At 37.9% G+C, this 26,501-nt stretch carries 21 protein-coding genes, 8 tRNA genes, 1 pseudogene and 1 other annotated feature; of the genes and pseudogenes, 24 read left to right on the top strand and 6 right to left on the bottom strand.

The window, feature by feature from the left end:
• The first annotated feature begins 806 nt into the window (after positions 1-806).
• From alaS to DK861_RS18115, 13 genes are all read left to right on the top strand, one after another.
• A complete protein-coding gene (gene alaS, locus DK861_RS01270; protein ID WP_072063508.1) occupies positions 807-3,434 on the top strand; it encodes an alanine--tRNA ligase in 2,628 nt (875 codons plus the stop codon).
• A gap of 221 nt (positions 3,435-3,655) precedes the next feature.
• Positions 3,656-3,844: a carbon storage regulator CsrA gene (csrA, locus tag DK861_RS01265; protein WP_004244778.1), complete on the top strand. Its 189-nt coding sequence runs from the start codon at positions 3,656-3,658 to the stop codon at positions 3,842-3,844.
• Positions 3,845-4,307: 463 nt separating this feature from the next.
• Positions 4,308-4,400 (top strand) — tRNA-Ser (locus DK861_RS01260).
• A 9-nt stretch (positions 4,401-4,409) separates the two neighbouring features.
• Positions 4,410-4,486 (top strand) — tRNA-Arg (locus DK861_RS01255).
• Between the two features lie 51 nt (positions 4,487-4,537).
• Positions 4,538-4,614: transfer RNA gene (locus DK861_RS01250), tRNA-Arg, on the top strand.
• Between the two features lie 89 nt (positions 4,615-4,703).
• Positions 4,704-4,780, top strand: a tRNA-Arg gene (locus DK861_RS01245).
• Positions 4,781-4,869: 89 nt separating this feature from the next.
• Positions 4,870-4,946, top strand: a tRNA-Arg gene (locus tag DK861_RS01240).
• 54 nt (positions 4,947-5,000) lie between these two features.
• Positions 5,001-5,077 (top strand) — tRNA-Arg (locus tag DK861_RS01235).
• Between the two features lie 51 nt (positions 5,078-5,128).
• Positions 5,129-5,205: transfer RNA gene (locus DK861_RS01230), tRNA-Arg, on the top strand.
• A gap of 51 nt (positions 5,206-5,256) precedes the next feature.
• Positions 5,257-5,333, top strand: a tRNA-Arg gene (locus DK861_RS01225).
• Positions 5,334-5,516: 183 nt separating this feature from the next.
• Positions 5,517-7,097, top strand: coding sequence for a glutamate--cysteine ligase (gene gshA, locus DK861_RS01220; protein ID WP_109399023.1), 1,581 nt, complete (start codon positions 5,517-5,519; stop codon positions 7,095-7,097).
• A 162-nt stretch (positions 7,098-7,259) separates the two neighbouring features.
• Complete coding sequence (gene luxS / locus DK861_RS01215) at positions 7,260-7,775, top strand: S-ribosylhomocysteine lyase (protein ID WP_109399022.1); 516 nt, start codon at positions 7,260-7,262, stop codon at positions 7,773-7,775.
• Positions 7,776-7,907: 132 nt separating this feature from the next.
• Positions 7,908-8,057 carry a hypothetical protein gene (locus DK861_RS18115; RefSeq protein WP_162556748.1) on the top strand — a complete coding sequence of 50 codons (150 nt, stop codon included), beginning with the start codon at positions 7,908-7,910 and terminating at the stop codon, positions 8,055-8,057.
• Positions 8,058-8,105: 48 nt separating this feature from the next.
• Here the strand turns inward: DK861_RS18115 and DK861_RS01210 are convergent, their stop codons facing one another.
• Positions 8,106-9,380, bottom strand: coding sequence for an HlyC/CorC family transporter (locus tag DK861_RS01210; RefSeq protein ID WP_072063506.1), 1,275 nt, complete (start codon positions 9,378-9,380; stop codon positions 8,106-8,108).
• Between the two features lie 34 nt (positions 9,381-9,414).
• Positions 9,415-10,215, bottom strand: coding sequence for an inner membrane protein YpjD (locus DK861_RS01205; protein WP_072063505.1), 801 nt, complete (start codon positions 10,213-10,215; stop codon positions 9,415-9,417).
• A gap of 173 nt (positions 10,216-10,388) precedes the next feature.
• Between DK861_RS01205 and ffh the strand changes: the two genes are divergently transcribed.
• From ffh to tyrA, 7 genes are all read left to right on the top strand, one after another.
• A complete protein-coding gene (gene ffh, locus DK861_RS01200; RefSeq protein ID WP_109396311.1) occupies positions 10,389-11,750 on the top strand; it encodes a signal recognition particle protein in 1,362 nt (453 codons plus the stop codon).
• A 137-nt stretch (positions 11,751-11,887) separates the two neighbouring features.
• Positions 11,888-12,136: a 30S ribosomal protein S16 gene (rpsP, locus tag DK861_RS01195; RefSeq protein ID WP_004244772.1), complete on the top strand. Its 249-nt coding sequence runs from the start codon at positions 11,888-11,890 to the stop codon at positions 12,134-12,136.
• Between the two features lie 18 nt (positions 12,137-12,154).
• A complete protein-coding gene (gene rimM, locus DK861_RS01190) occupies positions 12,155-12,700 on the top strand; it encodes a ribosome maturation factor RimM (RefSeq protein WP_006534751.1) in 546 nt (181 codons plus the stop codon).
• 38 nt (positions 12,701-12,738) lie between these two features.
• Positions 12,739-13,491 carry a tRNA (guanosine(37)-N1)-methyltransferase TrmD gene (gene trmD / locus DK861_RS01185; protein ID WP_006534750.1) on the top strand — a complete coding sequence of 251 codons (753 nt, stop codon included), beginning with the start codon at positions 12,739-12,741 and terminating at the stop codon, positions 13,489-13,491.
• Positions 13,492-13,543: 52 nt separating this feature from the next.
• Positions 13,544-13,897: a 50S ribosomal protein L19 gene (gene rplS / locus DK861_RS01180; RefSeq protein WP_006534749.1), complete on the top strand. Its 354-nt coding sequence runs from the start codon at positions 13,544-13,546 to the stop codon at positions 13,895-13,897.
• Between the two features lie 407 nt (positions 13,898-14,304).
• Positions 14,305-15,399 (top strand): 3-deoxy-7-phosphoheptulonate synthase, encoded by a 1,095-nt coding sequence (locus tag DK861_RS01175; protein ID WP_109399021.1) that lies wholly within the window; start codon positions 14,305-14,307, stop codon positions 15,397-15,399.
• Between the two features lie 26 nt (positions 15,400-15,425).
• Complete coding sequence (gene tyrA / locus DK861_RS01170; RefSeq protein WP_109399020.1) at positions 15,426-16,550, top strand: bifunctional chorismate mutase/prephenate dehydrogenase; 1,125 nt, start codon at positions 15,426-15,428, stop codon at positions 16,548-16,550.
• 78 nt (positions 16,551-16,628) lie between these two features.
• Here tyrA and DK861_RS18370 read toward each other — a convergent pair.
• Positions 16,629-16,822, bottom strand: a pseudogene (locus DK861_RS18370) (IS3 family transposase); the annotation flags it as partial.
• Between the two features lie 603 nt (positions 16,823-17,425).
• Here DK861_RS18370 and DK861_RS01160 point away from each other — a divergent pair.
• Positions 17,426-18,766 carry an anaerobic C4-dicarboxylate transporter gene (locus DK861_RS01160; RefSeq protein WP_006534743.1) on the top strand — a complete coding sequence of 447 codons (1,341 nt, stop codon included), beginning with the start codon at positions 17,426-17,428 and terminating at the stop codon, positions 18,764-18,766.
• 73 nt (positions 18,767-18,839) lie between these two features.
• Here the strand turns inward: DK861_RS01160 and pheA are convergent, their stop codons facing one another.
• From pheA to bamD, 3 genes are all read right to left on the bottom strand, one after another.
• Complete coding sequence (pheA, locus tag DK861_RS01155; protein WP_109399019.1) at positions 18,840-19,997, bottom strand: bifunctional chorismate mutase/prephenate dehydratase; 1,158 nt, start codon at positions 19,995-19,997, stop codon at positions 18,840-18,842.
• A gap of 35 nt (positions 19,998-20,032) precedes the next feature.
• Positions 20,033-20,149: a sequence feature (Phe leader region), on the bottom strand.
• A gap of 154 nt (positions 20,150-20,303) precedes the next feature.
• Entirely contained in the window at positions 20,304-20,639 is a 336-nt protein-coding gene (raiA, locus tag DK861_RS01150; protein WP_006534738.1) for a ribosome-associated translation inhibitor RaiA, read from the bottom strand.
• A 271-nt stretch (positions 20,640-20,910) separates the two neighbouring features.
• On the bottom strand, positions 20,911-21,645 hold the full coding sequence (gene bamD / locus DK861_RS01145) for an outer membrane protein assembly factor BamD (protein ID WP_006534737.1): 735 nt from the start codon (positions 21,643-21,645) through the stop codon (positions 20,911-20,913).
• A 135-nt stretch (positions 21,646-21,780) separates the two neighbouring features.
• Between bamD and rluD the strand changes: the two genes are divergently transcribed.
• The 3 genes from rluD to clpB all read left to right on the top strand — a co-directional run bounded on the left by rluD (position 21,781) and on the right by clpB (position 26,209).
• Positions 21,781-22,758, top strand: a complete 978-nt coding sequence (gene rluD, locus DK861_RS01140; RefSeq protein ID WP_006534736.1) for a 23S rRNA pseudouridine(1911/1915/1917) synthase RluD — start codon at positions 21,781-21,783, stop codon at positions 22,756-22,758.
• Positions 22,759-23,490, top strand: coding sequence for a purine nucleoside phosphorylase YfiH (gene yfiH / locus DK861_RS01135; RefSeq protein ID WP_109399018.1), 732 nt, complete (start codon positions 22,759-22,761; stop codon positions 23,488-23,490).
• A 145-nt stretch (positions 23,491-23,635) separates the two neighbouring features.
• A complete protein-coding gene (clpB, locus tag DK861_RS01130) occupies positions 23,636-26,209 on the top strand; it encodes an ATP-dependent chaperone ClpB (protein WP_109399017.1) in 2,574 nt (857 codons plus the stop codon).
• Positions 26,210-26,501: the final 292 nt, after the last annotated feature.

Here is a 26,501-nt window from a genome sequence, read left to right as displayed (position 1 = left end):
TCACTTAAAAAAGGAAGCTCTCAAATGGCTTCCTTTTTGTTATATGTTGTATCTTTTATTCAAAAGAGGATTAAAATTAGTCTTATTTTGTTTCCTTTCCATGAAAAATAGCCTTTAACACTACTTTATTTAATATAACGATATTTTTTACTAATTTGTTTTTGATAGTTATATGAAAATTTATATAGTGAAATTTTGGTGATATATCCTTACCAATAAAAAATAGAAATAAGAATCATTATTATAATTTGGTTGTACCAGATAATAAATAATTGACATATAAAGATAAATATCTTCAATATATTTGGATCTAATTTAAATTGTATTTAAAGGTTTGTTGAGATGTAAGGTGTATTTTGTAGTAATAAGTGCTTTTGTTTTAGTAGGTTATCACTATATCAATATATTTTTTAAGTAATGGCGCTTATGTATTTATTACTATTTGCCATGAGAAAAAGAGATTATGAAAGGAAAAAAACGTATAGCGAGTCATCTCATAAAAAAGCAGTAATAACAAATACTTTTTAATAATTACAAAATGAAAATACTTTAAGTTGCTAACATTTTCCAAGATAATTGCTCTTAAATAGAGAAAAGTCCCATTCTCAGATAACAATCCCACTTTCAGAAAAAAACTAGACGATTTACAATGTCAACACGAATAAGTTTATCGGGGGTTTTACTTCTGACAGAAGAAATTCTATCTTATCCCTACTTATGTATTCGTTGGCTAAGTAGAGGTAATAATAAACCTCCTCTAACTAGATTTCTAATTTCTGTTTTTCCAGCTTGATTTCGGGATAATTATGAGCAAAAGCACCGCTGAGATCCGTCAGGCGTTTCTCGACTTTTTTCATACTAAAGGACATCAAATAGTACCTAGCAGTTCTTTGGTTCCAAATAACGATCCAACATTGCTGTTTACAAACGCAGGGATGAACCAATTCAAAGATGTATTTCTTGGATTGGATAATAGACCTTATTCCCGAGCGACAACTGCGCAACGCTGTGTGCGCGCAGGTGGTAAACATAACGATTTAGAAAATGTGGGTTATACCGCTCGTCACCATACTTTTTTTGAAATGCTAGGTAATTTCAGTTTTGGTGACTATTTCAAACATGATGCAATCAATTTTGCTTGGGAATTATTAACAAGCGAAGAGTGGTTTAATTTACCTAAAGAAAGACTTTGGGTAACGGTATATGCCACAGATGATGAAGCTTATGATATTTGGAATAAAGAAATTGGTATTCCAGCAGAAAGAATTATCCGCATTGGTGATAATAAAGGTGCACCATTTGCATCAGATAACTTCTGGCAAATGGGGGATACAGGCCCTTGTGGACCTTGTACCGAAATATTTTATGATCATGGTGATCACATTTGGGGCGGACCTCCTGGATCACCAGAAGAGGATGGCGATCGCTATATTGAGATCTGGAATATCGTCTTCATGCAATTTAATCGTCAGTCAGATGGCACTATGGATCCACTGCCGAAACCATCTGTTGATACGGGAATGGGGTTAGAGCGTATTACTGCTGTTTTACAACATGTAAACTCTAACTATGACATTGATTTATTCCGTTCTTTAATTAAATCTGTTGCACAAGTGACTAATGCAACGGATTTAGAAAATAAATCATTACGCGTTATTGCCGATCATATTCGTTCTTGTTCATTCCTTGTCTGCGATGGCGTTATCCCTTCTAATGAAGGCCGTGGCTATGTTCTGCGTCGTATTATTCGTCGTGCAGTACGTCATGGTTATATGCTTGGCGCCAAAGATACCTTCTTCTATAAGTTAGTCGCTCCATTAATTGAAGTTATGGCAGAGGCAGGTGAAGAATTAAAACGTCAACAAGCTATCGTCGAAAAAGTATTAAAAACGGAAGAAGAGCAATTTGCTCGTACATTAGAACGCGGTCTTCAATTATTAGATGAAGAACTGGCTAACTTAACAGATGACATTCTTCCGGGTGAAACCGCTTTCCGTCTTTATGATACATATGGTTTTCCTCTTGATTTAACTGCCGATGTTTGTCGTGAAAGAAATATCAAGGTTGATGAAAATGGCTTCGATGTCGCGATGGAAGAGCAACGTAAACGTGCGCGTGAATCTAGTGGTTTTGGTACTGACTATAATAGTCTAATCAAAGTGGATAGCCGTAGTGAGTTCTCTGGTTATGATCATGATGAACAACAGGGCACAATCACCGCTATTTTCCATAACGGACAATCAGTCACTGAATTGAAAGCCGGCGAAGAAGGTATTATCTTCTTAAATAAAACCGCATTTTATGCAGAGTCTGGTGGACAAGTTGGTGATAAAGGTGTTTTAACTGGTAAAGATAGCCTGTTTGAAGTCACAGATACGCAAAAATACGGTAAAGCGATTGGTCATATTGGTAAAGTTAACGTAGGGTCATTTATTGTTAACCATAAAATTAATGCCACTATCGATATTGCTCGCCGTGATGCTATTCGTTTAAATCACTCTGCGACGCACTTATTACATGCCGCATTGCGCCAAGTTCTGGGTACGCATGTTACTCAAAAAGGCTCCTTGGTTAACGATAAATATCTGCGTTTTGACTTTTCTCATTTTGAAGCAGTTAAGCCAGAACAATTACGAGAAATTGAAGATATTGTCAATGCGCAAATCCGACTTAACTCACCAGTTGTCACTGAGTTAATGGATCTTGAAGATGCGAAAGAAAAAGGTGCGATGGCACTCTTTGGTGAAAAATACGACGAACGAGTTCGTGTTTTAACAATGGGTGACTTCTCTACTGAACTTTGTGGTGGTACTCACGCTTCTAGAACGGGGGATATTGGTTTATTCCGCATTGTCAGTGAGTCAGGCACTGCTGCTGGTATTCGTCGTATTGAGGCAATTACTGGTATTGCAGCAATTGAGAGTATTCATGAACAATCAGATCTTATCTCTCTTGTTGCACAAGTTCTAAAAAGCGATGGTACAAACTTGGTCGAAAGAATCAAAACAGTCCAAGAAAAATATCGTTTATTAGAAAAAGAACTCCAACAACTAAAAGATCAGCAAGCTGCTCAAGAGAGTTCCTCTTTAGGTAGTCAGGCTAAAAATGTGAAAGGTATCAAACTTTTAGTTCGTGAGCTTAATGGTGTTGAGCCAAAAATGTTAAGAACAATGGTTGACGATTTAAAAAATCAATTAGGTTCTGCAATTATTGTGCTTTCCACTATTTCTGATGGTAAAGTGAGCTTAATTGTTGGGGTCACTAAAGATTTAACTGCTAAAGTTAAAGCAGGTGAGTTAATTAGTTTTGTAGCACAGCAAATCGGTGGTAAAGGTGGCGGTCGCCCTGATATGGCTCAAGCTGGTGGTACTGATATTGACGCTTTACCTGCGGCTTTGGCAAGTGTTGACGAGTGGGTTGAATCGCATCTGTAAGCGATAATAACCTGAAAAAAAGGCGCTATTCCTGATTTATAGGGATAACGCCTTATTGAGATATTGATAATCCGTTAAATAATCAATCACTAAATTTATATTTTGTTATGAAGTATAAGTTACTTGTGATAAATAATGATTATACGAATTGACAATGTATGATGGATAATGGCCGGGAAATTCTAGAGACCCGACTCTTGTAAATTTTCAAGGAGCAAAGAATGCTTATTCTAACTCGTCGAGTTGGTGAAACGCTTATGATAGGCGATGATGTGACCGTAACCGTTTTAGGGGTTAAAGGTAATCAGGTACGGATTGGCGTAAACGCACCTAAAGAAGTATCTGTCCATCGTGAAGAGATCTATCAACGAATTCAGGCCGAGAAAACTCAGCCTACTGATAACTACTAAATAATTCCTATTTTAGTTAGTCACAATTCATTCGTAAGCGTCCACACTTTTGCCGGGTTTGGGCGCTTTTCTCTTTATAAGACGTTTGATTCCCTTCTTTGTTCCTATCTTCTCTTTCCTTGAACTGTATTTATTATTGCACTATCCGTTTATTCTGATTGACAGAATTGAAAGTCTTTTTACCTCTAATAATTCGATTCATAATAATTTGATGTGCGAATGAATTTATTAACTAAGAGAATAAAATACTTGAATGATTTTTCATCAGCGATATCATTGTGTTCAGGACTTTTTTAGCCAATCTTGCTGATAAACGCATCAGTTTGTTTGTGAAGTGTTCAAACAAACGTATATTCGTAAAAAGTTGAGAAAAATCGTTTGACTTCTTAGGCTGAGAAAGTAATATGTGCGCCACACAGAGACGAGATGTTCAGTAAGAACTTCTTCGAGTGGTTCTAAATATGGTGAGATGGCCGAGAGGCTGAAGGCGCTCCCCTGCTAAGGGAGTATGCGGTCAAAAGCTGCATCGAGGGTTCGAATCCCTCTCTCACCGCCATTTAGATTTGCATCCTTAGCTCAGCTGGATAGAGTACTCGGCTACGAACCGAGCGGTCGGAGGTTCGAATCCTCCAGGATGCACCATCTTTTATTAGATAACTTAGTTTAATTATTTCTAGCAAAAACGTCAGACCTGCATCCTTAGCTCAGCTGGATAGAGTACTCGGCTACGAACCGAGCGGTCGGAGGTTCGAATCCTCCAGGATGCACCATATTCCAACCCCATGATTAATGTATGGGGTTTTTATTTTGGTGCAAATGGTGAATAATTTGCATTAAAAGCGTAAAGTATTAAAACGGCGCATCCTTAGCTCAGCTGGATAGAGTACTCGGCTACGAACCGAGCGGTCGGAGGTTCGAATCCTCCAGGATGCACCATATTCCAACACCATGATTACTGTATGGGGTTTTTATTTTGGTGCAAATGATGAATAATTTGCATTAAAAGCGTAAAGTATTAAAACGGCGCATCCTTAGCTCAGCTGGATAGAGTACTCGGCTACGAACCGAGCGGTCGGAGGTTCGAATCCTCCAGGATGCACCATCTCATTACTCAGATTGCTAATTGCAATATGAACAGCTAGAAAATAACTACGATGCATCCTTAGCTCAGCTGGATAGAGTACTCGGCTACGAACCGAGCGGTCGGAGGTTCGAATCCTCCAGGATGCACCATCTTTTATTAGATAACTTAGTTTAATTATTTCTAGCAAAAACGTCAGACCTGCATCCTTAGCTCAGCTGGATAGAGTACTCGGCTACGAACCGAGCGGTCGGAGGTTCGAATCCTCCAGGATGCACCATCTTTTATTAGATTACTTAGTTTAATTATTTCTAGCAAAAACGTCAGCCCTGCATCCTTAGCTCAGCTGGATAGAGTACTCGGCTACGAACCGAGCGGTCGGAGGTTCGAATCCTCCAGGATGCACCATATTAAAAGCCCCGCAATAGCGGGGCTTTTTGCTTTCTACTATTCTATTATTTTGCATAAATAACGTTTTTGTTTAGCACCAACTAACAATGCTAACATCATCTAATAAGCGACAATTTAGTGACTTTGCGATAAAGTAACTCCTATCTATTTACTAACATCAATCAACGCGGGAGGTCACCTTTGATCCCGGACGTATCAAAAGCGCTTTCTTGGTTAGAAGCACACCCTAAAGTTTTATGTGGCATCCACCGTGGTATAGAGCGTGAAACTTTAAGAGTTACGCCAGAAGGCAATTTAGCATCAACAGAGCATCCTATTTCATTAGGTAAATCATTAACTCATAAATGGATCACAACTGATTTTGCTGAGTCTTTATTAGAATTTATTACACCTGTTGATGACAACATTGCACATACCTTGCATTTTTTAGGTGATTTACATCGCTATACAGCTCGTCACTTAGATAATGAACGTATGTGGCCTATGAGTATGCCTTGCTTTATTGAAGCGGAAGATAAGATTACGCTGGCTCAATTTGGCACATCGAATGTTGGGCGTTTTAAAACACTCTATCGCGAAGGGCTTAAAAATCGTTATGGTGCATTAATGCAAACCATTTCAGGTGTGCATTACAACTTCTCATTACCTATCGAATTTTGGCAAGCATGGGCAAATGTAAAAGATGAAGAGAGTGGAAAAGAGGCGATTTCTGATGGTTACTTACGTCTTATTCGTAACTACTATCGCTTTGGTTGGATCATTCCATTTTTCTTTGGTGCATCACCAGCAATTTGTGGATCTTTCTTAAAAGGAAGAGAAACAAATTTACCATTTGAAAGTACGCTTAAGGGGGCGAAGTATTTACCTTATGCAACTTCATTACGTTTAAGCGATTTAGGGTATACCAATAAATCTCAAAGCGATTTAGATATCACCTTTAATCATCTTGAAACTTATGTCAAAGGGCTCAAAAAAGCGATTCATAAGCCTTCAGAAGAGTTTGCTAAATTAGGTGTTAAGAAAAACGGTGAGTATATTCAGTTAAACACCAATGTGTTGCAGATTGAAAATGAACTCTATGCACCTATTCGTCCTAAACGTGTGGTTAAGGGGGATGAATCGCCTTCTGATGCGTTATTACGTGGTGGTATTGAATATATCGAAGTTCGTTCACTTGATATCAATCCATTTACCCCTATTGGTGTTGACGAAACACAAATTCGCTTCCTTGATTTATTCCTGATTTGGTGTGTATTAGCTGATGCTCCAGAAATGGATGCTTCTGAATTAGCGTGCTGCCGTTCAAATTGGAATAACGTTATTCTAGAAGGGCGTAAGCCAGGTCAAGTTATTGGAATGGGTTGTGGCGAAAGAAAAGAGCCATTAGCGCAAGTAGGTAAAGCCTTATTTGCTGATTTAGCACGTGTTGCTAATGTTCTTGATTGTTGTTCAGGCACTAAATATATGGAAGTTTGTGTTAAGTTAGAAGAAATGTTCGATAATCCTGAATTAACTTTTTCAGGCAGACTTTTAGACAAAATTAAAACACAAGGCATTGGTGGTTTTGGCTTGTCTTTGGCTGAAGAATATTACCAAGAATTAATTAAAACACCTTATGAAACGTTAACTGATGAAGCTTTTGAACATGAGAGAATTTCATCCATAAAACGTCAAGAAGAGTTAGAAAAGAGTGATACCATTTCTTTTGATGAGTATTTGAAGATCCATGCGGGGACTAACACCGATAATGTGGCTTCCTAAACTTAGATAGAAAAAAGCCACACTAAGATTTGTGTGGCTAAAAAATTCTATAGAGAAATAGGGATGATAACATTTTGCGCGTATTCGTTACTAAGACCGTGCTACTTGTAGAAAGTTTCATTTTTTCTTAAAAATATTTAAATTTTTCTTAGGAGGTTTTTTATGCCTTTATTGGATAGCTTTACTGTTGACCATACGCGTATGTCAGCACCTGCTGTACGCGTTGCTAAGACCATGAAAACGCCATCGGGTGATACTATTACGGTATTTGATTTACGTTTTACGGTACCAAATAAAAAAGCCATGCCTGAGAAAGGAATTCATACTCTAGAGCATCTGTTTGCTGGATTTATGCGTAATCATCTTAACGGTAGTGGTGTTGAGATAATTGATATTTCCCCAATGGGATGCCGTACAGGATTCTACATGAGCTTAATTGGGCAACCTGAAGAGCAACGTGTAGCGAATGCATGGAAAGCCGCAATGGAAGATGTTTTGAAAGTAAAAGATCAAAACCATATCCCAGAACTAAATGTGTACCAATGTGGTACCTATGAAATGCATTCGCTGACAGAAGCACAAGATATCGCACGTGATATTTTATCTCATAGCATTGGTATTAATCATAACGATGAATTAGCGTTGCCTGAAGAGACTTTAAAAGAGTTACATATCTAAGTAATCGCTAATTTATAATATTAGGGGATAATAGATCAGGAAATTCGCATTCTGATTTATTGTCTCTTTTTTATTTGCAGGCGTGAAGAATATGTCGCTGATTATTCTTATCAACCAGCATTAAACTTAGTTATGTGGGTCAAAAATCATGGTTTTTATTCTGATTATCAACAAGTAAAGCCAGCCAAACTAGTACAAGAGCAAGCGATAGAGCCTTTCTATATGAAATCTGCCAGAGAGTTTGATTTTCGTAATAGCAAATTACGATTTAAGTTAGGATAAACAGCAAAAATAAGCGCCTTTTAAGGCTAAGGCGCTTATTTCTTTTTACTAATGATGTGGGATTGAAAGATGGCGAATTAACGCCTTTTTGATGACGTTATCCTGAACTTCAAGTATTTCAAATTCATAGTCACTCACAGTTATTTTATTACCTACAACAGGTAAGTCACCTAACTCTTCAATAATAACGCCGTTGATCGTTCGAGCTTCATCTTCAGGTAAATGCCAACCGAAAGCTTTATTGATATCTCGAATATTTGTCGTACCATCAACTAATAATGAACCGTCTTTTTGAGGAATAACTTCTTCAGCTAAAGATGGGGACATCGAAGTAGTAAAGTCACCAACAATCTCTTCAAGAATATCTTCAACGGTTACTAAACCTTGAATTTCACCATATTCATCAACCACAATCCCCGCTTTTTCATTGTTACGTTGGAAATTGACGAGCTGTAGGTTTAATGGTGTGCTTTCTGGAATAAAGTAAATTTTATCGGCAGCTTTCATCAGAATTTGTTTGGTAAATTCTTTTTTCTCGGTCATTAAGCGATAAGCTTCTCGTACTCGTAACATACCAATCGCATCGTCTAAAGTATCACGATAAAGCACAATCCGACCGTGAGGAGAATGAGTTAACTGTCTTACGATAGATTTCCATTCATCATTGACATCGATACCAAAAATTTCATTTCTTGGCACCATAATATCGCCAATCGTCACTTTTTCTAAATCTAAAATCGACAGCAACATATTCTGATTTCTTTGCGAAAGTTTTGATTTAGATTCATGAACGATAGTTCTTAACTCTTCTTTTGAGACTGCATTCCCTTGTATTACTGGAGATTTGATACCAAAAATGCGCATTAATATTAATGTGAGTTTATTAAAAAACCAAACAATAGGTAGCATCAATTTTTGTAAAGGAGAAAGAATTACACTGCTTGGATAAGCAAAACGCTCTGGATAAAGTGCTGCGATTGATTTTGGGAGCACTTCAGCAAAAATAAGGATAATAAAGGTCAGTACACCCGTAGCTATTGCTACGCCTGCATCACCATATAAACGCATACCGACAATGGTAGCTAGCGCAGACGCAACAATATTAATCAGATTATTGCCAATCAATACTAAACTAATCAATCTGTCAGGACGTTGTAATAATTTTTCTACACGTTTTGCAGAGCGATTTCCTTGTTTCGCAGCATGACGGAGACGATAGCGATTAATCGTCATCATACTGGTTTCAGTCCCAGAAAAATAAGCTGAGGCAATAATCATACAGACAAGTATGATAATGAGCGTAGTTGTCGACACATGCTCCAAAATTGAGATCCTTTTGCAACCCTAAAATAGAAAATTAATTAAGTACTAACTCTTGTAATAAACGATTACCAAAAAAAGCTAATGTCAAAATAAGAGCGCCAATTAAATTAAAAATAATGACTTTCTTTCCTCTCCAGCCTTCTCGGAAATGTCCCCATAATAAAATGATGTAAACAAACCAAGCAATGATAGAGAAAATAGATTTATGGATGTTTTCTTTACCAAAAATATTATCCATATACACCAAACCTGTACATAAGGTCAGTGTCAGTAATACCACACCCACTTGTGTGATATGAAACATTTTACGCTCAATTGACATTAATGGTGGCATTTGAGGTGAGAATTTTAGTTTCTTATTTTTTAGTTGATAGTCGAGCCAACTAAGTTGTAATGCATATAAGGCGGCTATTAACAGAGTGGCATAGCTTAATAACGCCAATCCAATGTGAATAAAGAGTGATGTGCTACTTTCAAGATGTGTAACAAATTCACCCGGCATCAGTGCTGCAATAACAAGATTGACTATTGCGAAACAATAAACAATAGGCAGTAAGAACCATGCACGACCACGAGAAGCCACAATCGTCATGATAACGCAGACCATTAGGCTAACAATTGCACCTAGATTAGTGAGTGAAAGATTCTGTCCACTGTGAGGACGGAAAATTAAAAATTTTAATGAGATGGCATGTGCAACAAGTGCAATTACCGCAAATAGCAGAGCTAATCCGCGGTATCCATTCTGCTCTTTTCGTAACAGACCGGGTAAAAACATTACCAGACTGAGTAAATAAGCGCAGACAGCGACGATAGAGATTGATATAACGGGCATAGTTTCGCTTACATATATTGTTTGAATAACTTCCTAGTATAGCGCTAGGAGCATACGGCTCCAACTATTGAAGTCATTAAGCTTAAATCTCTATGCAGAGATCCGCGAGTCATCGTGATATAATCGGTGGCATACATGACCGATAAGCCCAACTTTAACACTGAGCTAAGATAATGTTTGAGAATTTAAGTGACAGACTATCGCGCACATTGCGCAATATAAGCGGTCGAGGAAGACTGACCGAAGAAAACATTAAAGAGACACTGCGTGAAGTGCGTATGGCTTTATTAGAAGCTGACGTTGCCTTACCCGTGGTTCGTGATTTTATTGCGCGCGTCAAAGAGAGCGCAGTAGGGCATGAAGTTAACAAAAGCCTGACACCGGGTCAGGAGTTTGTGAAGATTGTTCAAAATGAACTCGTCAATGCGATGGGGGAAGTGAATACTGACCTTGACCTATCAGCACAACCGCCAGCTGTTGTGTTAATGGCTGGTTTACAAGGTGCAGGTAAAACAACCAGTGTCGCAAAATTAGGTAAATTCTTAAAAGAGAAAAAGAAGAAAAAAGTTCTTGTTGTTTCTGCTGACGTTTACCGTCCAGCAGCGATTAAACAGCTTGAAACGTTAGCCGAAACGGTTGGCATTGATTTCTTTCCTTCGACTGTTCAAGAAAATCCAGTCACAATTGCAAGTAATGCATTAAAACATGCGCAACTTCAATTCTATGATGTATTGCTGGTGGATACAGCAGGTCGTTTACACGTAGATGAAGGCATGATGGAAGAGATCCAACTTCTCCATAAAGCCATTAATCCTGTGGAAACCTTATTTGTTGTTGACGCCATGACGGGTCAAGATGCGGCAAATACAGCAAAAGCATTTAATGAAGCATTGCCATTAACCGGGGTTGTATTAACCAAAGTTGATGGTGATGCGCGTGGTGGGGCGGCATTATCAATTCGCCATATCACGGGTAAGCCAATTAAATTCCTCGGTGTTGGGGAAAAAACAGAAGCTTTAGAACCTTTTCACCCAGATCGTATCGCCTCCCGCATTTTAGGCATGGGTGATGTTCTGTCTTTAATTGAAGATATTGAAAGCAAAGTTGATAGAGCACAAGCTGAAAAGTTAGCGACAAAACTTAAAAAAGGTGATGGCTTTGATTTAAATGATTTCTTAGATCAATTAAAGCAAATGAAGAACATGGGCGGCATGGCAAGTATGCTAAGCAAAATGCCGGGTATGTCTCAGGTGCCAGATGCAGTGAAATCACAAATGGATGATTCAATTTTAGTGAAAATGGAAGCGATTATTAATTCCATGACTAAAAAAGAACGCCAAAAACCGGAAATCATTAAAGGTTCCAGAAAACGCCGTATTGCTACAGGTTCTGGAACACAAGTGCAAGACGTCAACCGTTTATTAAAACAGTTTGATGATATGCAACGTATGATGAAAAAAATGAAAAAAGGTGGCATGGCTAAGATGATGCGTAGCATGAAAGGTATGATGCCACCTGGATTCCCTGGCCGATAAAATCAAAAAGCTGGAAAAAAAACGTGCTTTGGATTGCTTTTTTCGCCAAAGTGAGTAAACTTTTCGGGCTTTTTATATGACAACCGGACTCCGTTCCTCGATGGCGTCTGGTTGTTTTATTAACTAATGAGGATGTTATGGTAACAATTCGTTTAGCTCGTGGCGGCGCAAAAAAGCGTCCGTTTTATCAAGTAGTAGTAACCGATAGCCGCAATGCGCGTGATGGTCGTTTTATTGAACGCGTAGGCTTTTATAACCCACTGGCAACCGGTAATGCAGAAGAATTACGTTTAGACGTAGACCGTGTTGAACACTGGGTTGCTCAAGGCGCAACTGTTTCAGAACGTGTTGCTGGCCTGATCAAATCAGCGAAGAAAAGCGCTTAATCTGTCGCGGTGGTAACAATGAGCGAACAAAAAACCTTAAAAGAGCCTGTAGAACCTATTGTTATGGGTAAGTTGGGCTCACCTTACGGGATCCGTGGTTGGCTCAGAGTTTTTTCTTCCACCGAACACGCCGAAAACATTTTTGAATATCAACCGTGGTTTATTCAGCGTCATGGACAGTGGGAAACCATTGAAATTGAAAGTTGGAAACATCACAACCAAGATATTATCGTCAAGCTAAAAGGTATTGATGACAGAGATGCGGCTAACTTCCTGACTAATTTTGAAATTGTCGTGAATGCTTCGCAACTTCCAGAACTTGAAGGTGAATATTACTGGAAAGATCTGATGGGTTGCCATGTGGAAACGGACAAAGGCTACGATCTGGGTGTCGTTACAGACATGATGGAAACGGGCTCAAATGATGTCATGGTGATTAAAGCGAATCTGAAAGATGCGTTCGGTATCGGGGAACGGTTAGTTCCGTTTCTTGATGGGCAGGTTATCAAGAAAGTCGATCTCTCAGCGAAAAAAATTATCGTTGATTGGGATCCTGGTTTTTAGATTATCCGGTTAACGGTTCTCAATAGTGGGACACTAAAATGTGGATTGGGGTAATTAGCCTATTTCCAGAAATGTTCCGCTCTATAACCGAGTACGGGGTGACTGGTCGGGCAGTGAAGCATGGTCTGCTCAATGTAGAATGTTGGAATCCCCGAGATTTTACATACGACAGACACAATACTGTTGATGATCGTCCATATGGCGGTGGTCCTGGTATGTTGATGATGGTTCAACCTTTAAGGGAAGCTATTCATCAAGCAAAAGCTGCGGCAGGTGATGGAGCAAAGGTGATTTATTTATCACCTCAGGGACGCAAACTCGATCAACAAGGAGTTTGTGAACTGGCAACAAATGAGAAGTTAATTCTGGTTTGTGGTCGGTATGAAGGTATAGATGAGCGCGTCATTCAGACTGAAATCGATGAAGAGTGGTCTGTTGGTGATTACGTATTAAGTGGTGGGGAACTACCTGCCATGATAATGATAGATGCAGTAGCGCGTTTTGTTCCGGGGGTTCTCGGACACGCAGCCTCTGCGAAAGAAGATTCTTTTGCTGAAGGTTTACTTGATCATCCTCACTATACTCGCCCAGAGGTTTTAGATGGTATGGAAGTTCCGGCTGTTTTACTGTCAGGAAACCATGCACATATTAATCGCTGGCGTATGAAACAATCACTGGGTCGAACCTGGCTAAGAAGACCTGAGCTTCTGGAAAGCCTAGCTCTGACTGACGAGCAAAGAGTGCTGTTAACAGAGTTCCAACGGGAACATCTGTCAGGAACAGCAGAGTAAGTCTGACACAAGATGTCATTAATATCAGTTTACCTAGGGTAAGAGAATTATTATGAGCAATATTATTAAACAAATCGAACAAGAACAGATGAAGCAAGATGTTCCTTCATTCCGTCCTGGTGATACTTTAGAAATTAAAGTATGGGTTGTTGAAGGTTCTAAAAAACGTCTGCAGGCATTCGAGGGCGTGGTTATCGCTATTCGTAACCGCGGTCTGCACTCTGCATTCACTGTTCGTAAAATTTCTAATGGCGAAGGTGTTGAGCGTGTATTCCAAACTCACTCTCCAGTCGTAGATAGCATCACTGTGAAACGTCGTGGTGCGGTTCGTCAAGCTAAACTGTACTACCTGCGTGAGCGTTCAGGTAAGGCTGCTCGTATCAAAGAGCGTCTTAACGCTAAATAATACGCTTTCGCACATCCGAAAGTTATTGTTAAAAGGTCAGCATTTGCTGACCTTTTTTTATATCTCACGATGTTGAAAATATTGTTTGTGAGTTTTTCATCTCTGTTGCCTCTATATTCCTATCTTATTTATTATTCTTATATTGAGATTCATTAAAAGATAAGCTGTAAATATATTATTACAGTTCGGTGTTTTGGTTCAATGTTGATCACATTATCTTTATTCTATTTTTTTATTGTAACTTATTGTTATCTATCGCTTATTTTTGATAATCATCTTTTATGTAATCATATGTTTACAGGTTTATCAAAAATGTCAAAAATATGGATTGATTTCTTTACATTGCATGTTATCTTATCTTTCAGACACACAAAAATCACAATGACAGATATAAAAAGGTAAAGATTATGATCATGCAAAAAGACGCACTCAATAATGTGAATATCAGCGAAGAGCTGGTTTTAATTACTCCAGAAGAGTTAAAACAAAAATACCCATTGAGTCGCAATGATCTGCATGCCATTGCTCAGTCACGTCAAACAATTTCTGAAATTGTCCAACGTCGTGATCCTCGCTTACTCGTGGTATGTGGGCCTTGTTCCATTCATGATATTGATGTTGCGTTAGATTACGCAAAACGTCTGAAAGTCTTAGCCTCTGAATTAAGTGATAGCCTGTACATTGTGATGCGTGTCTACTTTGAAAAACCTCGTACTACTGTTGGCTGGAAAGGTTTAATCAGCGATCCGTTTATGGATGGTAGTTTTGAAATGGAAAAAGGATTACATATTGCCCGTAAGTTATTGACTGAACTAGTGCAATTAGGTTTGCCTTTAGCAACAGAAGCGTTAGATCCTAACAATCCACAATACTTAGGTGATTTATTTAGTTGGTCTGCTATTGGAGCCAGAACAACAGAATCTCAGACTCACCGTGAAATGGCATCGGGGCTTTCAATGCCAGTTGGATTTAAAAATGGTACAGATGGTAATCTAGATACTGCAATTAACGCGATGAAAGCGGCTTCTATGCCACATCGATTTATGGGAATTAATCAATCAGGGCAGGTTTGTTTATTGCAAACACAAGGTAACCCAGATGGTCATGTGATTTTACGTGGTGGTAAAACACCAAATTATCATGAAGAAGATGTTGCTCAGTGTGAAGTTCAGATGGTAAAAGCTGGATTAAAACCATCATTAATGATTGATTGTAGCCATGGTAATTCTAATAAAGATTTCCGTCGTCAAACGGCGGTAGTTGATTCAGTGATTGAGCAAATTACTAAAGGTAATGAATCTATCACTGGTATTATGTTAGAAAGTCACATTAATGAAGGCAATCAATCGTCAGAGCAGCCTCGCAGTGAAATGAAATACGGTGTCTCAGTAACAGATGCATGTATTAGTTGGGAAACAACGGAATCAGTGTTAAGAAATTTACATGCTCAACTATCCCCGATTCTGGCTCAGCGTGAAGCACAGTTAAAAAAAGTTAGTTAATCATAAATAAAAAGAGGCAAGCATAGATGGCTGAAGAATTACAAAATTTGCGTGAGCAAATTGATCAGGTAGATAAATCACTGCTTTCTTTACTCGCAAAAAGAATGCAACTGGTAGCTGAAGTGGGAGAAGTTAAAAACCGTTATGGCTTACCGATTTATGCACCTGATAGAGAGGCCTCTATGCTTGCTTCTCGTCGTAATGATGCTCAAATGATGGGGATTTCCCCAGATTTGATTGAAGATGTGTTACGCCGAGTAATGCGAGAATCCTATACTAAAGAGAATGATAAGGGATTTAAAACGCTTAATCCTCAATTGGGTAAAATCGTTATTGTGGGCGGAAATGGGAAAATGGGTAAACTATTTTCTCGTTTGTTTACACTCTCTGGTTATCAAGTTGAAAGCTTAGAAGCTGATGAATGGCAAACTAAATCACCTGCTATTTTTGATAATGCAGGAATGGTAATAATTAGTGTACCTATCCATTTAACTGTTGAGGTTATTGAGACGCTTCCTCCTTTACCTGAAAGTTGTTTGTTAGTAGATCTCGCTTCTATTAAAAAACAACCTTTAGACGCAATGTTAAAAGCACATAGTGGGCCAGTTTTAGGTCTTCATCCAATGTTTGGCCCTGATGTGCCCAGTTTAGCAAAGCAGGTTGTGGCTTATTGTGAAGGACGAAATCATCAAAAATTTGAATGGTTGTTAGAGCAATTAATGGTATGGGGAGCAAGAATTGAGGCGATTACGCCGGAAGAGCATGATAAAAATATGAGTTTTATTCAAGCACTTCGACACTTTACAACCTTTGCTTACGGCCAGCATTTAGCAAAAGAAAAAGTTGATTTAGCCAGTTTACTGCGGCTTTCATCTCCTATTTACCGGTTAGAATTGGCAATGATAGGGCGCCTATTTGCTCAGGATCCACAACTTTATGCTGATATTATTTTGTCATCGAAAGAGAATATTGAATTAATTCGTCGATATCATCAGTCATTAGGTCAAGCTATCGATTTATTAGATATAAATGCAAAGAGTGAATTTGTTCATTCGTTTAATAACGTGAGTTATTGGTTTGGTGATTATGCTTCTCAATTTATGAAAGAAAGTGGAATCTTATTACAAAAAGCAAATGATAGCCGAATATAATTTAAAGCTTCATTTTATAAAAAAACAGTCAATTAATTGTGTGAAGTGAACTGACCCTAGTTTATTGGACTGTTTAAATTAGTTAGATAAAGACTGAGTTCGGTATTGAACTGGACTCAGTCCTTTTAATTTTATCTTGATCCTTTCAGTATTGTAATACTTGATATATTCATAAAGTTCTTCTTCTAATTCATCTACATCTCTAAATTATTTAGTATAAAAATATTCTGTTTTTAATATGCCAAAAAATTCTCTATTACTGCATTATCTAATAATCCTTAGGATTAGGACATGGGCTAACAGTACAATGAAGCTGGTTTATCGAACTTACTGTTACTTCAGAATAAGAACTTTGTGATGCATAAGCATTTGCTGTGAAAAAAATAAAAATTACATTTAAAATCAATAATATAAATTTATTCATATAATCATCCTATTTATGCTTAAAGCATAATTCTATTTTATCTAACAACCTCTCTGGTATTTCATAAGAAGTAAAACAATCATGTATACGTTATATCGGAAAAGTAAGTGATTAAACTTCTATTTTTAATGGGATTTTAATGTTTTTTGATAATTGGAAATTATTAATTTTTATATACAGTAATGTCTTGTTATTTAATTGTTATTACTTGGTTTAATTACATAATAATTAATGTTCAATATTGTCTCTTCGTTAAAAGTTATTTGTTGATGAGATCTTAAAACTGAATGAAATTGAAAGGTATTATGTAAACTATAACAATGATCAAAAAAATGATTATAACAATTATCGTAAATTATATTTTATAGACTCTTTTTTTTGCAAGAAGTGCTAAAAATTCAATTGTATTATTTTTTATTTATATTCCGACGTGTTTTTCAAGGGGTAATTTATGGATTTTTTAATACAACTCGCCATTATATTAGTGTGTCTATTTTATGGGGCTAGGAAGGGCGGAATTGCATTAGGTTTATTAGGTGGTGTAGGTCTAGTTATTTTAGTTTTTGTTTTTAATCTCCCTCCGGGAAAACCACCTGTTGATGTAATGTTAGTTATTATTGCCGTTGTTTCTGCATCAGCAACATTACAAGCATCTGGTGGATTAGATGTTATGTTGCAAATAGCAGAAAAATTATTACGAAAAAATCCCAAATATATTTCTATTGTTGCACCACTCGTAACTTGTACTCTTACAATATTATGTGGTACTGGGCATGTTGTTTATACTATATTGCCAATTATCTATGATGTGTCGATAAAAAATAATATTCGCCCTGAAAGACCAATGGCAGCAAGTACAATCGGCTCGCAAATGGGGATTATTGCAAGCCCCGTTTCCGTTGCCGTTGTTACATTAGTCGCAATGCTCGGTGATGTGACTTTTAATGGTAAACACCTTGAATTTTTAGATTTATTGGCAATTACTATACCTTCTACTTTTATCGGTATTTTAGCCATTGGTATCTTTAGCTGGTTTAGAGGAAAAGACTTAGATAAAGACCAACGTTTCCAAGAGTTTGTTTCAGTTCCTGAAAACCATGATTATGTTTATGGAGATACAGCGACACTTCTAGATAAAAAGCTCCCTATGAAAAACTGGGTGGCAATGTGGATATTTTTAGGTGCAATTGCTGTTGTTGCAATATTAGGTGCTTTTTCTGAAATACGTCCTGTATTTAATGGCAAACCGTTATCTATGGTGCTCGTTATTCAGATGTTTATGTTATTAGCAGGCGCATCAATTATTATTATCTGTAAAACCAATCCGTCTCTTATATCTAAAAATGAAGTATTCCGTTCAGGGATGATAGCAATTGTTGCTGTATATGGTATTGCTTGGATGGCAGAAACCATGTTCTCTGCACATATGAAAGAAATAGAAGCAGCATTAGGACAATTAGTACGAGAATATCCTTGGGCTTATGCCGTTGTCTTACTATTGGTATCTAAGTTTGTTAACTCTCAAGCGGCAGCTTTAGCTGCAATTGTTCCTTTAGCACTGGGTATTGGTGTTGATCCTGCTTATATCATTGCATCGGCACCTGCTTGTTACGGTTATTATATTCTGCCAACTTATCCTAGTGACTTAGCGGCAATTCAATTTGACCGTTCTGGTACAACTCGAATAGGGCGTTTTGTTATTAACCATAGCTTTATTTTACCAGGGTTAATTGGTGTAACCGTTTCCTGTGTCTTTGGCTGGGTATTTGCTGCGATGTATGGTTTCTTATAATTAATTTTAAAATAAGAGCCAAAAAGAAAAGCCAGATAGTTATATGCTATTTGGCTTTTATCTGAGAGTGAGTTTATTTTACTTCAACAGGAACAACATTTTCTGAAGGGTAACAGCCTAGTATTTTTAATGAACGTGTTGTTTGTGATAAATCGTGTAAGGCCTTTTGCATATTGATGTCACGTAAATTTGCTTGAACATCAATATAAAACATCTCTTCCCAAGGTGTGCCATTAATAGGACGAGATTCAAGTTTTGTCATAATAATGTCGTATTTTTTTAAAATCATTAATGCATCAACTAATGCACCTGCTTGTTGTCCTGTTGCCATTAAGAAGGTTGTTTTAGCAGGTACTTGCTCTGAAACATCTATGGCTTTTCGTGCAATAACAATAAAGCGTGTTACGTTTATTTGCTGGTTTGCTAAATTATTAGCTAAAGGTTTTAAACCATAAAGAGAGCCACCAGCTTCACTACCAATAGCCGCAACATGTGGCGATTGTGCGAAAGCCACTTTTTCCATTGCAGCGGCAGTACTTTCACAGTATTCAATTTTCCAGTTTGGATACTGGTTTAAATAATGGCTACATTGTTGGAAGGGTTGAGGGTGACTATAAATAGTTTGCAATTCTTCTGTACTGCTATCAACACTTGTTAAAAGCGCATGATTAATAGGGATGCGAATTTCACCAACAATAGAGATTGATGTTGTTTGCAATAAATCGTAAACATCATTAATTGCGCCCGAACTAGTATTTTCAATGGGTAGTAAACCGTAATCAGCTTGACCTGTATCGACAAGTGTAAAAATGTCGTCAAATTTTTGACAAGTGCAATCAACGTAGGTATCAAAATGGCGGGCTGCATATTGACGGGCAGCAATATGTGAATAAGAACCTTTAGGTCCTAAATAAGCAATTCTGGCTGATTCATTGGGGGTTGCATTAAGATGTTGTTGTAGAATGGCTTGTTGCGTTAATACAGAGTCTTCAATGATCATTTGAAAAATACGACTAATATAAAAACCATCTAGCCCAACTTTTTTTCCTTTCTCAATTAATAAATCAAGTAATTCACGCTCACGATTTTTATCTCTAATAGGGCGATGTGTATTCAATTTAAATTGAGCTACGTCAGCAGATAATTGGCGTCTGTTTGCTAACAACGTTAGTAATTCTGAATCTAACGTTGTAATTTTATCTCTGATTGCTAATAAATCGAGTTTTTCCATGTTTAAGCCCTATACCGTTATGTCATACCATCATAAATAAAAAAGCCTCCAACTTGGAGGCTATTGTCGTTCTTACTTTTCTTTCTGAAATGACAAAGCCTCTTAATGAAAGAGTAGAAAGAAAAAGAAGAAAGGCAAATGTGGATATTTGTTCATTATATTGATTGGTAAATTATTTAACATATCGCTATCAAACATGATGATGTGAAAGGAGTCAAGAAAAATACAACAAAAAGCGCATCACGAGGATGCGCAGAGGCGTTTTGAGTCAGTGATTTATTCTAATTTTTAATCTTGCTTTACTATTTACATTTCATCGACAAGTAAATTCTCTTCTTTCAGGCTGTTATTCGCCCGGCGAGATTCATTTTTATGCTGAACTTTGTTTAATTGACGTTCAAGTTTTGCGAGTAAGTCATTAATTGCAACATACATATCGGCGTGTTGTGCATTAGCGACCAATTGCCCATTTGGAGTATGAATGCTGGCATCAACACTAAAACCCTTAGGATCTTTCGTAAGAATAATATGAGGATTGATTAAATTCACCTGCCATTTATTAAGTTTAGTTAGACGGCTTTCAATGTGTTCTCGTAGTGCTGGGGTAATTTCCATTTGTTTGCTAGTAATATTTATAATCATATAGTTACCTCTTTATTACTCCATCTTCGATAAATTCAGAATATCGTGATACACAATTTAAAACATGATCAAAATCACTTTTTGTTAGATGTATGTGTAACTAGTAATAAAAACGTGACAAATGATAAATAGCTGAAAAAGACCGCTTGTTAAGTTGTATTTATTCGGTCATATTAGGAAGGTTGGGCTGATAAAAAGTAAAGACAATTTAGCTAGCAAAGAATAAAAAAACAGCAGCGATAAGCTGCTGTTTTTGATAGTGAGGCTTTAATTAGGCTGGATTGGCTGCAATCAGTGAAGCTACTTTTTCTGCTTCTTGTGTCAGACCTAATTCTTTATAAGCGTTTTCCATATAAACAAGCGCGTCGCGAGTGGCTTGTGTATCAGGATAATCACGCATCATTTGCTCTACTCTATTAATAACCGCGACATAAGCCCCTCGTTTAGTATAGAATTTTGCAACAGAAAGCTCATACTTCGCTAAACGGTTTTTAAGAAAGACAAGACGTTTAGTTGCATCAGCGGCATAAAGGCTGTCTGGATAGTAGCGAACTAATTGACTAAAATCTTTGAATGCTACAATTGCATGTTGAGGATCTCGGTCTGAACGATCAATACCAAAGAACCCTTGTAATGCACTATCATCTAATGCCTGAGCCGTTAAGCCACGCATATAAAGAACATAGTCGATATTAGGATGGGTTGGATTTAATCGCATAAAACGGTCGATTGCCGAAATCGCCATTGGTAGTTCCGCTGATTTATAATAAGCATAAATCAGATCGAGTTGAACTTGTTGCGAGTAAGGGCCAAAAGGATAGCGATTATCGAGAGACTCTAATTGTTTGATAGCCGCTCCATAATTGCCATCTAGCAATTTTTCCTGACTGGTTGAGTAAAGCTCAGAAGGCGACATATCGGCAGTAGCGTCTTTGTCTGAACTCGAACAGCCAGCAAGTAACAGGCTTACAGTGGCCGCTGCCACTAGGTATTTAATGCGTCTCATCACGTATTGATTATCCTCTGAATAGGTTTGGGGAGTCTCTCCGTGAAGCTCCCCTGAAATCGGTTACACTATAACTCATTTTAAATGAAACGGCTGTGCCGTCAAAACACTAACTTAATTAATAGAAAATTATTTATGTCTCAACAAATACGACTTAATGCTACAGTCGCAGATTCACAGCTGGGTCAACGCTTAGATCAGGCTTTGGCCGAAATGTTCCCTGATTATTCAAGATCTCGTATAAAAGAGTGGATCTTAGACAATAGAGTGCAGGTTAACGATAAAATCATCAATAAGCCAAAAGAAAAAATGCTTGGCGGTGAAAAAATTGAAATCGATGCCTTAATTGAAGAGGATGTTCGCTGGGAGCCTCAGAATATTCCGTTAAATATCGTTTATGAAGATGATGATATTTTAGTTATCAATAAGCCAAGAGATCTTGTTGTACATCCTGGTGCGGGTAACCCTGATGGCACCGTATTAAACGCATTACTTTATCGTTATCCAGAGATTGCTAATGTACCTCGTGCTGGTATTGTCCATCGTTTGGATAAAGATACAACAGGTTTAATGGTTGTTGCAAAAACAGTTCCTGCTCAAACGCATTTAGTCGAAGCTTTACAACGTCGTGAAATCACGCGTGAGTATGAAGCGGTTGCAACAGGAAGAATGACAGCAGGAGGATTAGTGAATGAACCTATTTCTCGACATCCAACTAAACGTACACATATGGCTGTACACCCAATGGGTAAACCTGCAGTAACACATTATCGTGTTATGGAGCATTTCCGTGCTCATACACGTTTGCGTTTACGTTTAGAAACCGGTCGTACTCACCAAATTCGTGTTCATATGGCACATATACATCATGCTTTAATTGGTGATCAGCTTTATGCAGGAAGACCTCGTCCTTTAAAAGGGGCTTCAGATGAATTACGAGAAACGTTACGTTTATTTGATAGACAAGCTTTGCACGCAACGATGCTACGTCTTTATCATCCAATAACAGGTATTGAAATGGAATGGCATGCACCATTACCTGATGATATGGTTAAGCTTATCGATGTGCTAAAAGCTGACGTTGAACAGTTTAAAGATGAAATGGATTGGTAAATGACTTCATTGATTTTTCCAGATTGGCCACAACCTGAAAATATTGGGTCTTGCAGTACCTTGAGAGAGGGGGGAGTTAGTCTGCCACCTTATAATAGCCTCAATCTAGGTGCTCATGTTGGTGATAAATTATCTGATGTTGAAGAAAATAGACGCAGACTTTGTCAGCAAGCTCAACTGCCTGAAATGCCATTATGGCTTGAACAAGTTCATGGTACCCATGTTGTTACGCTAAATACTGAGAAAAATAATGAAGTACGAGGTGATGCCCTTTATACCGCTACTGAGAAAAAAGTTTGTGCAATTATGACGGCAGATTGCCTACCTGTTCTTTTTACAACTATTGATGGAACAGAAGTTGGCGCAGCTCATGGTGGATGGCGAGGGCTTTGCCATGGTGTATTACAAAATACACTAGCGAAGTTTAAAGCACCAAAACATCAAATAATGGCATGGTTAGGGCCAGCAATTGGGCCAACTGCTTTTGAGGTAGGCTCTGAAGTCCGTTTGGCCTTTATTGAAAAAAATAAGGCCTTTGATCCTGCATTTATTCCTCATAATGGTAAATATTTAGCTAATATCTATATGTTAGCGAGAATAATTTTACAGGAAAATGGGGTAACTCAGATTTACGGTGGTAATTTCTGTACTGTGACAGAGAAATCGCGTTTCTTTTCATATAGACGCGAACAGATAACAGGTCGAATGGCGTCATTAATCTGGATTAAATAAACTTCTCTCAACCGTTTTTCTCACTTATCTCAAATATTGATAAATATTTTTGCTCAAAATTTTTATTTTGAGCTTGAATATTGTCAAAATGACCTCATCTATTCTCCAGTTACGAATTTTACTTTAAATTTTACTTGGAGGTGTTATGCGTCTGGATAAATTAACCAATAAATTCCAGCAAGCTCTCGCAGACGCCCAGTCATTGGCACTTGGGAACGATAATCAATTTATAGAACCCATACATTTACTGAGTGCGTTATTTAATCAACAAGGTGGCTCAATTCGCCCTTTATTAACATCTGTAGGCGTTAATGCATCGCAATTTAATGAGCGAATTAATGATGCTTTATCTCGATTACCTAAAGTCGAAGGTGCTGGTGGAGAGGTTCATCCCTCAAATGATTTAATTAAACACCTTAATTTGTGCGATAAGTTGGCACAGAAAAAAGGTGACGAATTTATTTCGTCAGAGCTCTTTCTTTTAGCTGCCATGGAAACGGGTGGTCAAGTTGCTGACATGCTAAAAGCGGCCGGAGCGAATAAAGCGAGTCTTGAGATAGCGATTGAAAAAATACGTGGTGGAGAAACAGTGAACGATCAAAATGCAGAAGACCAACGTCAGGCATTGAAAAAATATACTGTGGATTTAACGGAAAGAGCAGAACAAGGCAAACTCGATCCTGTTATTGGTCGTGATGAAGAAATAAGAAGAACCATTCAAGTTTTACAACGTCGTACTAAAAACAACCCTGTACTTATTGGCGAGCCGGGTGTGGGTAAAACGGCGATTGTTGAAGGTTTGGCTCAACGCATTGTTAATGGTGAAGTCCCTGAAGGTTTAAAGAATAAGCGCGTACTTTCCTTAGATATGGGCTCGTTATTAGCAGGTGCTAAATATCGTGGTGAGTTTGAAGAGCGTTTAAAAGCTGTTTTAAATGATTTATCTAAACAGGAAGGCAGTGTCATTCTGTTTATTGATGAATTACATACGATGGTTGGTGCAGGTAAAGCCGACGGTGCTATGGATGCGGGAAATATGCTAAAGCCTGCATTAGCTCGTGGTGAATTACACTGTGTGGGTGCAACAACACTTGACGAATATCGTCAATACATTGAAAAAGATGCTGCATTAGAGCGTCGTTTCCAAAAAGTGTATGTGGCTGAGCCTACAGTTGAAGATACTATTGCTATTTTACGTGGTCTAAAAGAACGTTATGAACTTCATCATCATGTTCAAATTACAGACCCAGCTATCGTTGCAGCTGCGACTTTATCTCATCGCTATATTTCTGACCGTATGTTGCCAGATAAAGCAATTGATTTAATTGATGAAGCGGGTGCAAGCCTACGTATGCAGATGGATTCAAAACCAGAAGCACTAGATAGACTTGATAGACGTATCATTCAGCTCAAACTTGAACAACAGGCACTGCAAAAAGAGTCTGATGATGCAAGTAAAAAACGTTTAGAGATGCTAAATGAAGAACTTGCTGAGAAAGAGAAAGAGTATTCTGTTTTAGAAGAAGAGTGGAAAGCTGAGAAAGCAGAGCTTACTGGCACTCAACATATTAAATCTGAATTAGAGCAGGCTCGTATTGCTTTAGAGCAGGCTCGTCGTAGTGGTGATTTAGCGAAAATGTCGGAGATCCAATATGGACAAATCCCGACATTAGAAAAACAGCTTGCTGAAGCGAATAAAGCTGAAGATAAGCATATGAAGCTGTTACGTAATAAAGTCACTGATGCTGAAATCGCTGAAATTTTAGCGCGTTGGACAGGTATTCCTGTATCTAGAATGTTAGAAGGGGAACGTGAAAAACTGCTAAGAATGGAACAAGAGTTACATAGACGTGTTATTGGTCAGGCTGAGGCTGTGAGTGCAGTATCAAATGCGATCCGCCGTAGTCGTGCAGGGTTGTCTGATCCTAATCGCCCAATTGGTTCGTTCTTATTTTTAGGACCAACAGGGGTGGGTAAAACAGAATTATGTAAAGCATTAGCAAACTTCTTGTTTGATAGTGATGATGCAATGGTTCGTATCGATATGTCTGAGTTTATGGAAAAACACTCCGTTTCTCGTTTAGTGGGTGCGCCTCCAGGATATGTTGGTTACGAAGAAGGTGGATATTTAACAGAAGCAGTTCGTCGTCGTCCTTATTCAGTCATCTTATTAGATGAAGTTGAAAAAGCGCATCCGGACGTATTTAATATCTTATTGCAAGTATTGGATGATGGTCGTTTAACGGATGGACAAGGTAGAACAGTCGATTTTCGTAATACAGTTGTGATTATGACATCGAACTTGGGCTCTGATTTAATTCAAGAACGTTTCGGGACAATTGATTATCCAGAAATGAAAACTATTGTGATGGATGTTGTGGGCCATCATTTCAGACCAGAGTTTATCAACCGTATTGATGAAGTTGTGGTATTCCATCCATTAGGCAAAGAAAACATTGCAGCGATTGCACAAATTCAGTTGCGTCGTTTATACCAGCGTTTAGAAGAGCGTGGTTATCACGTTACTATTACTGGGGCTGCATTAGAGAAGTTGAGCGAAGTTGGATTCGACCCAATTTATGGTGCTCGTCCATTGAAACGGGCTATCCAGCAAGAGGTTGAAAACCCATTAGCTCAAGACATCTTGTCTGGTAAATTATTACCAGGTAAAGAGATTATCTTAGATTTGGATAATAATAAGATAATTGCAAAACAGTAATAGAGCATCCTCTCTATAGTAATAAGAGATGTCGTGAAACTGAAAAGAGGCTTATTTAAGCCTCTTTTTTATGCTCTTAATTTATAAATGAAGATTTAACGGTTAAATCGCTAAGAATCACAGATAAAATTGAAACTTTTTTAAACAATCAGTGTCTATTATTTATACCAATATAGGATGTTTGATTATAAAGCATTCGCTTGGTAAGTTTTTTTAAAAAAACACTTGCGCTAATCCGAGATCTCCCTATAATGCGCATCCACTGACCGGCGATGAGCAAACAACAAGCCAC

Source organism: Proteus sp. TJ1640 (assembly GCF_003144445.1).
GTDB lineage: Bacteria > Pseudomonadota > Gammaproteobacteria > Enterobacterales > Enterobacteriaceae > Proteus > Proteus penneri.
The sequence above is the reverse complement of the archived record's forward strand: the minus strand, read 5'-3'. Positions and strand labels throughout refer to the sequence as shown.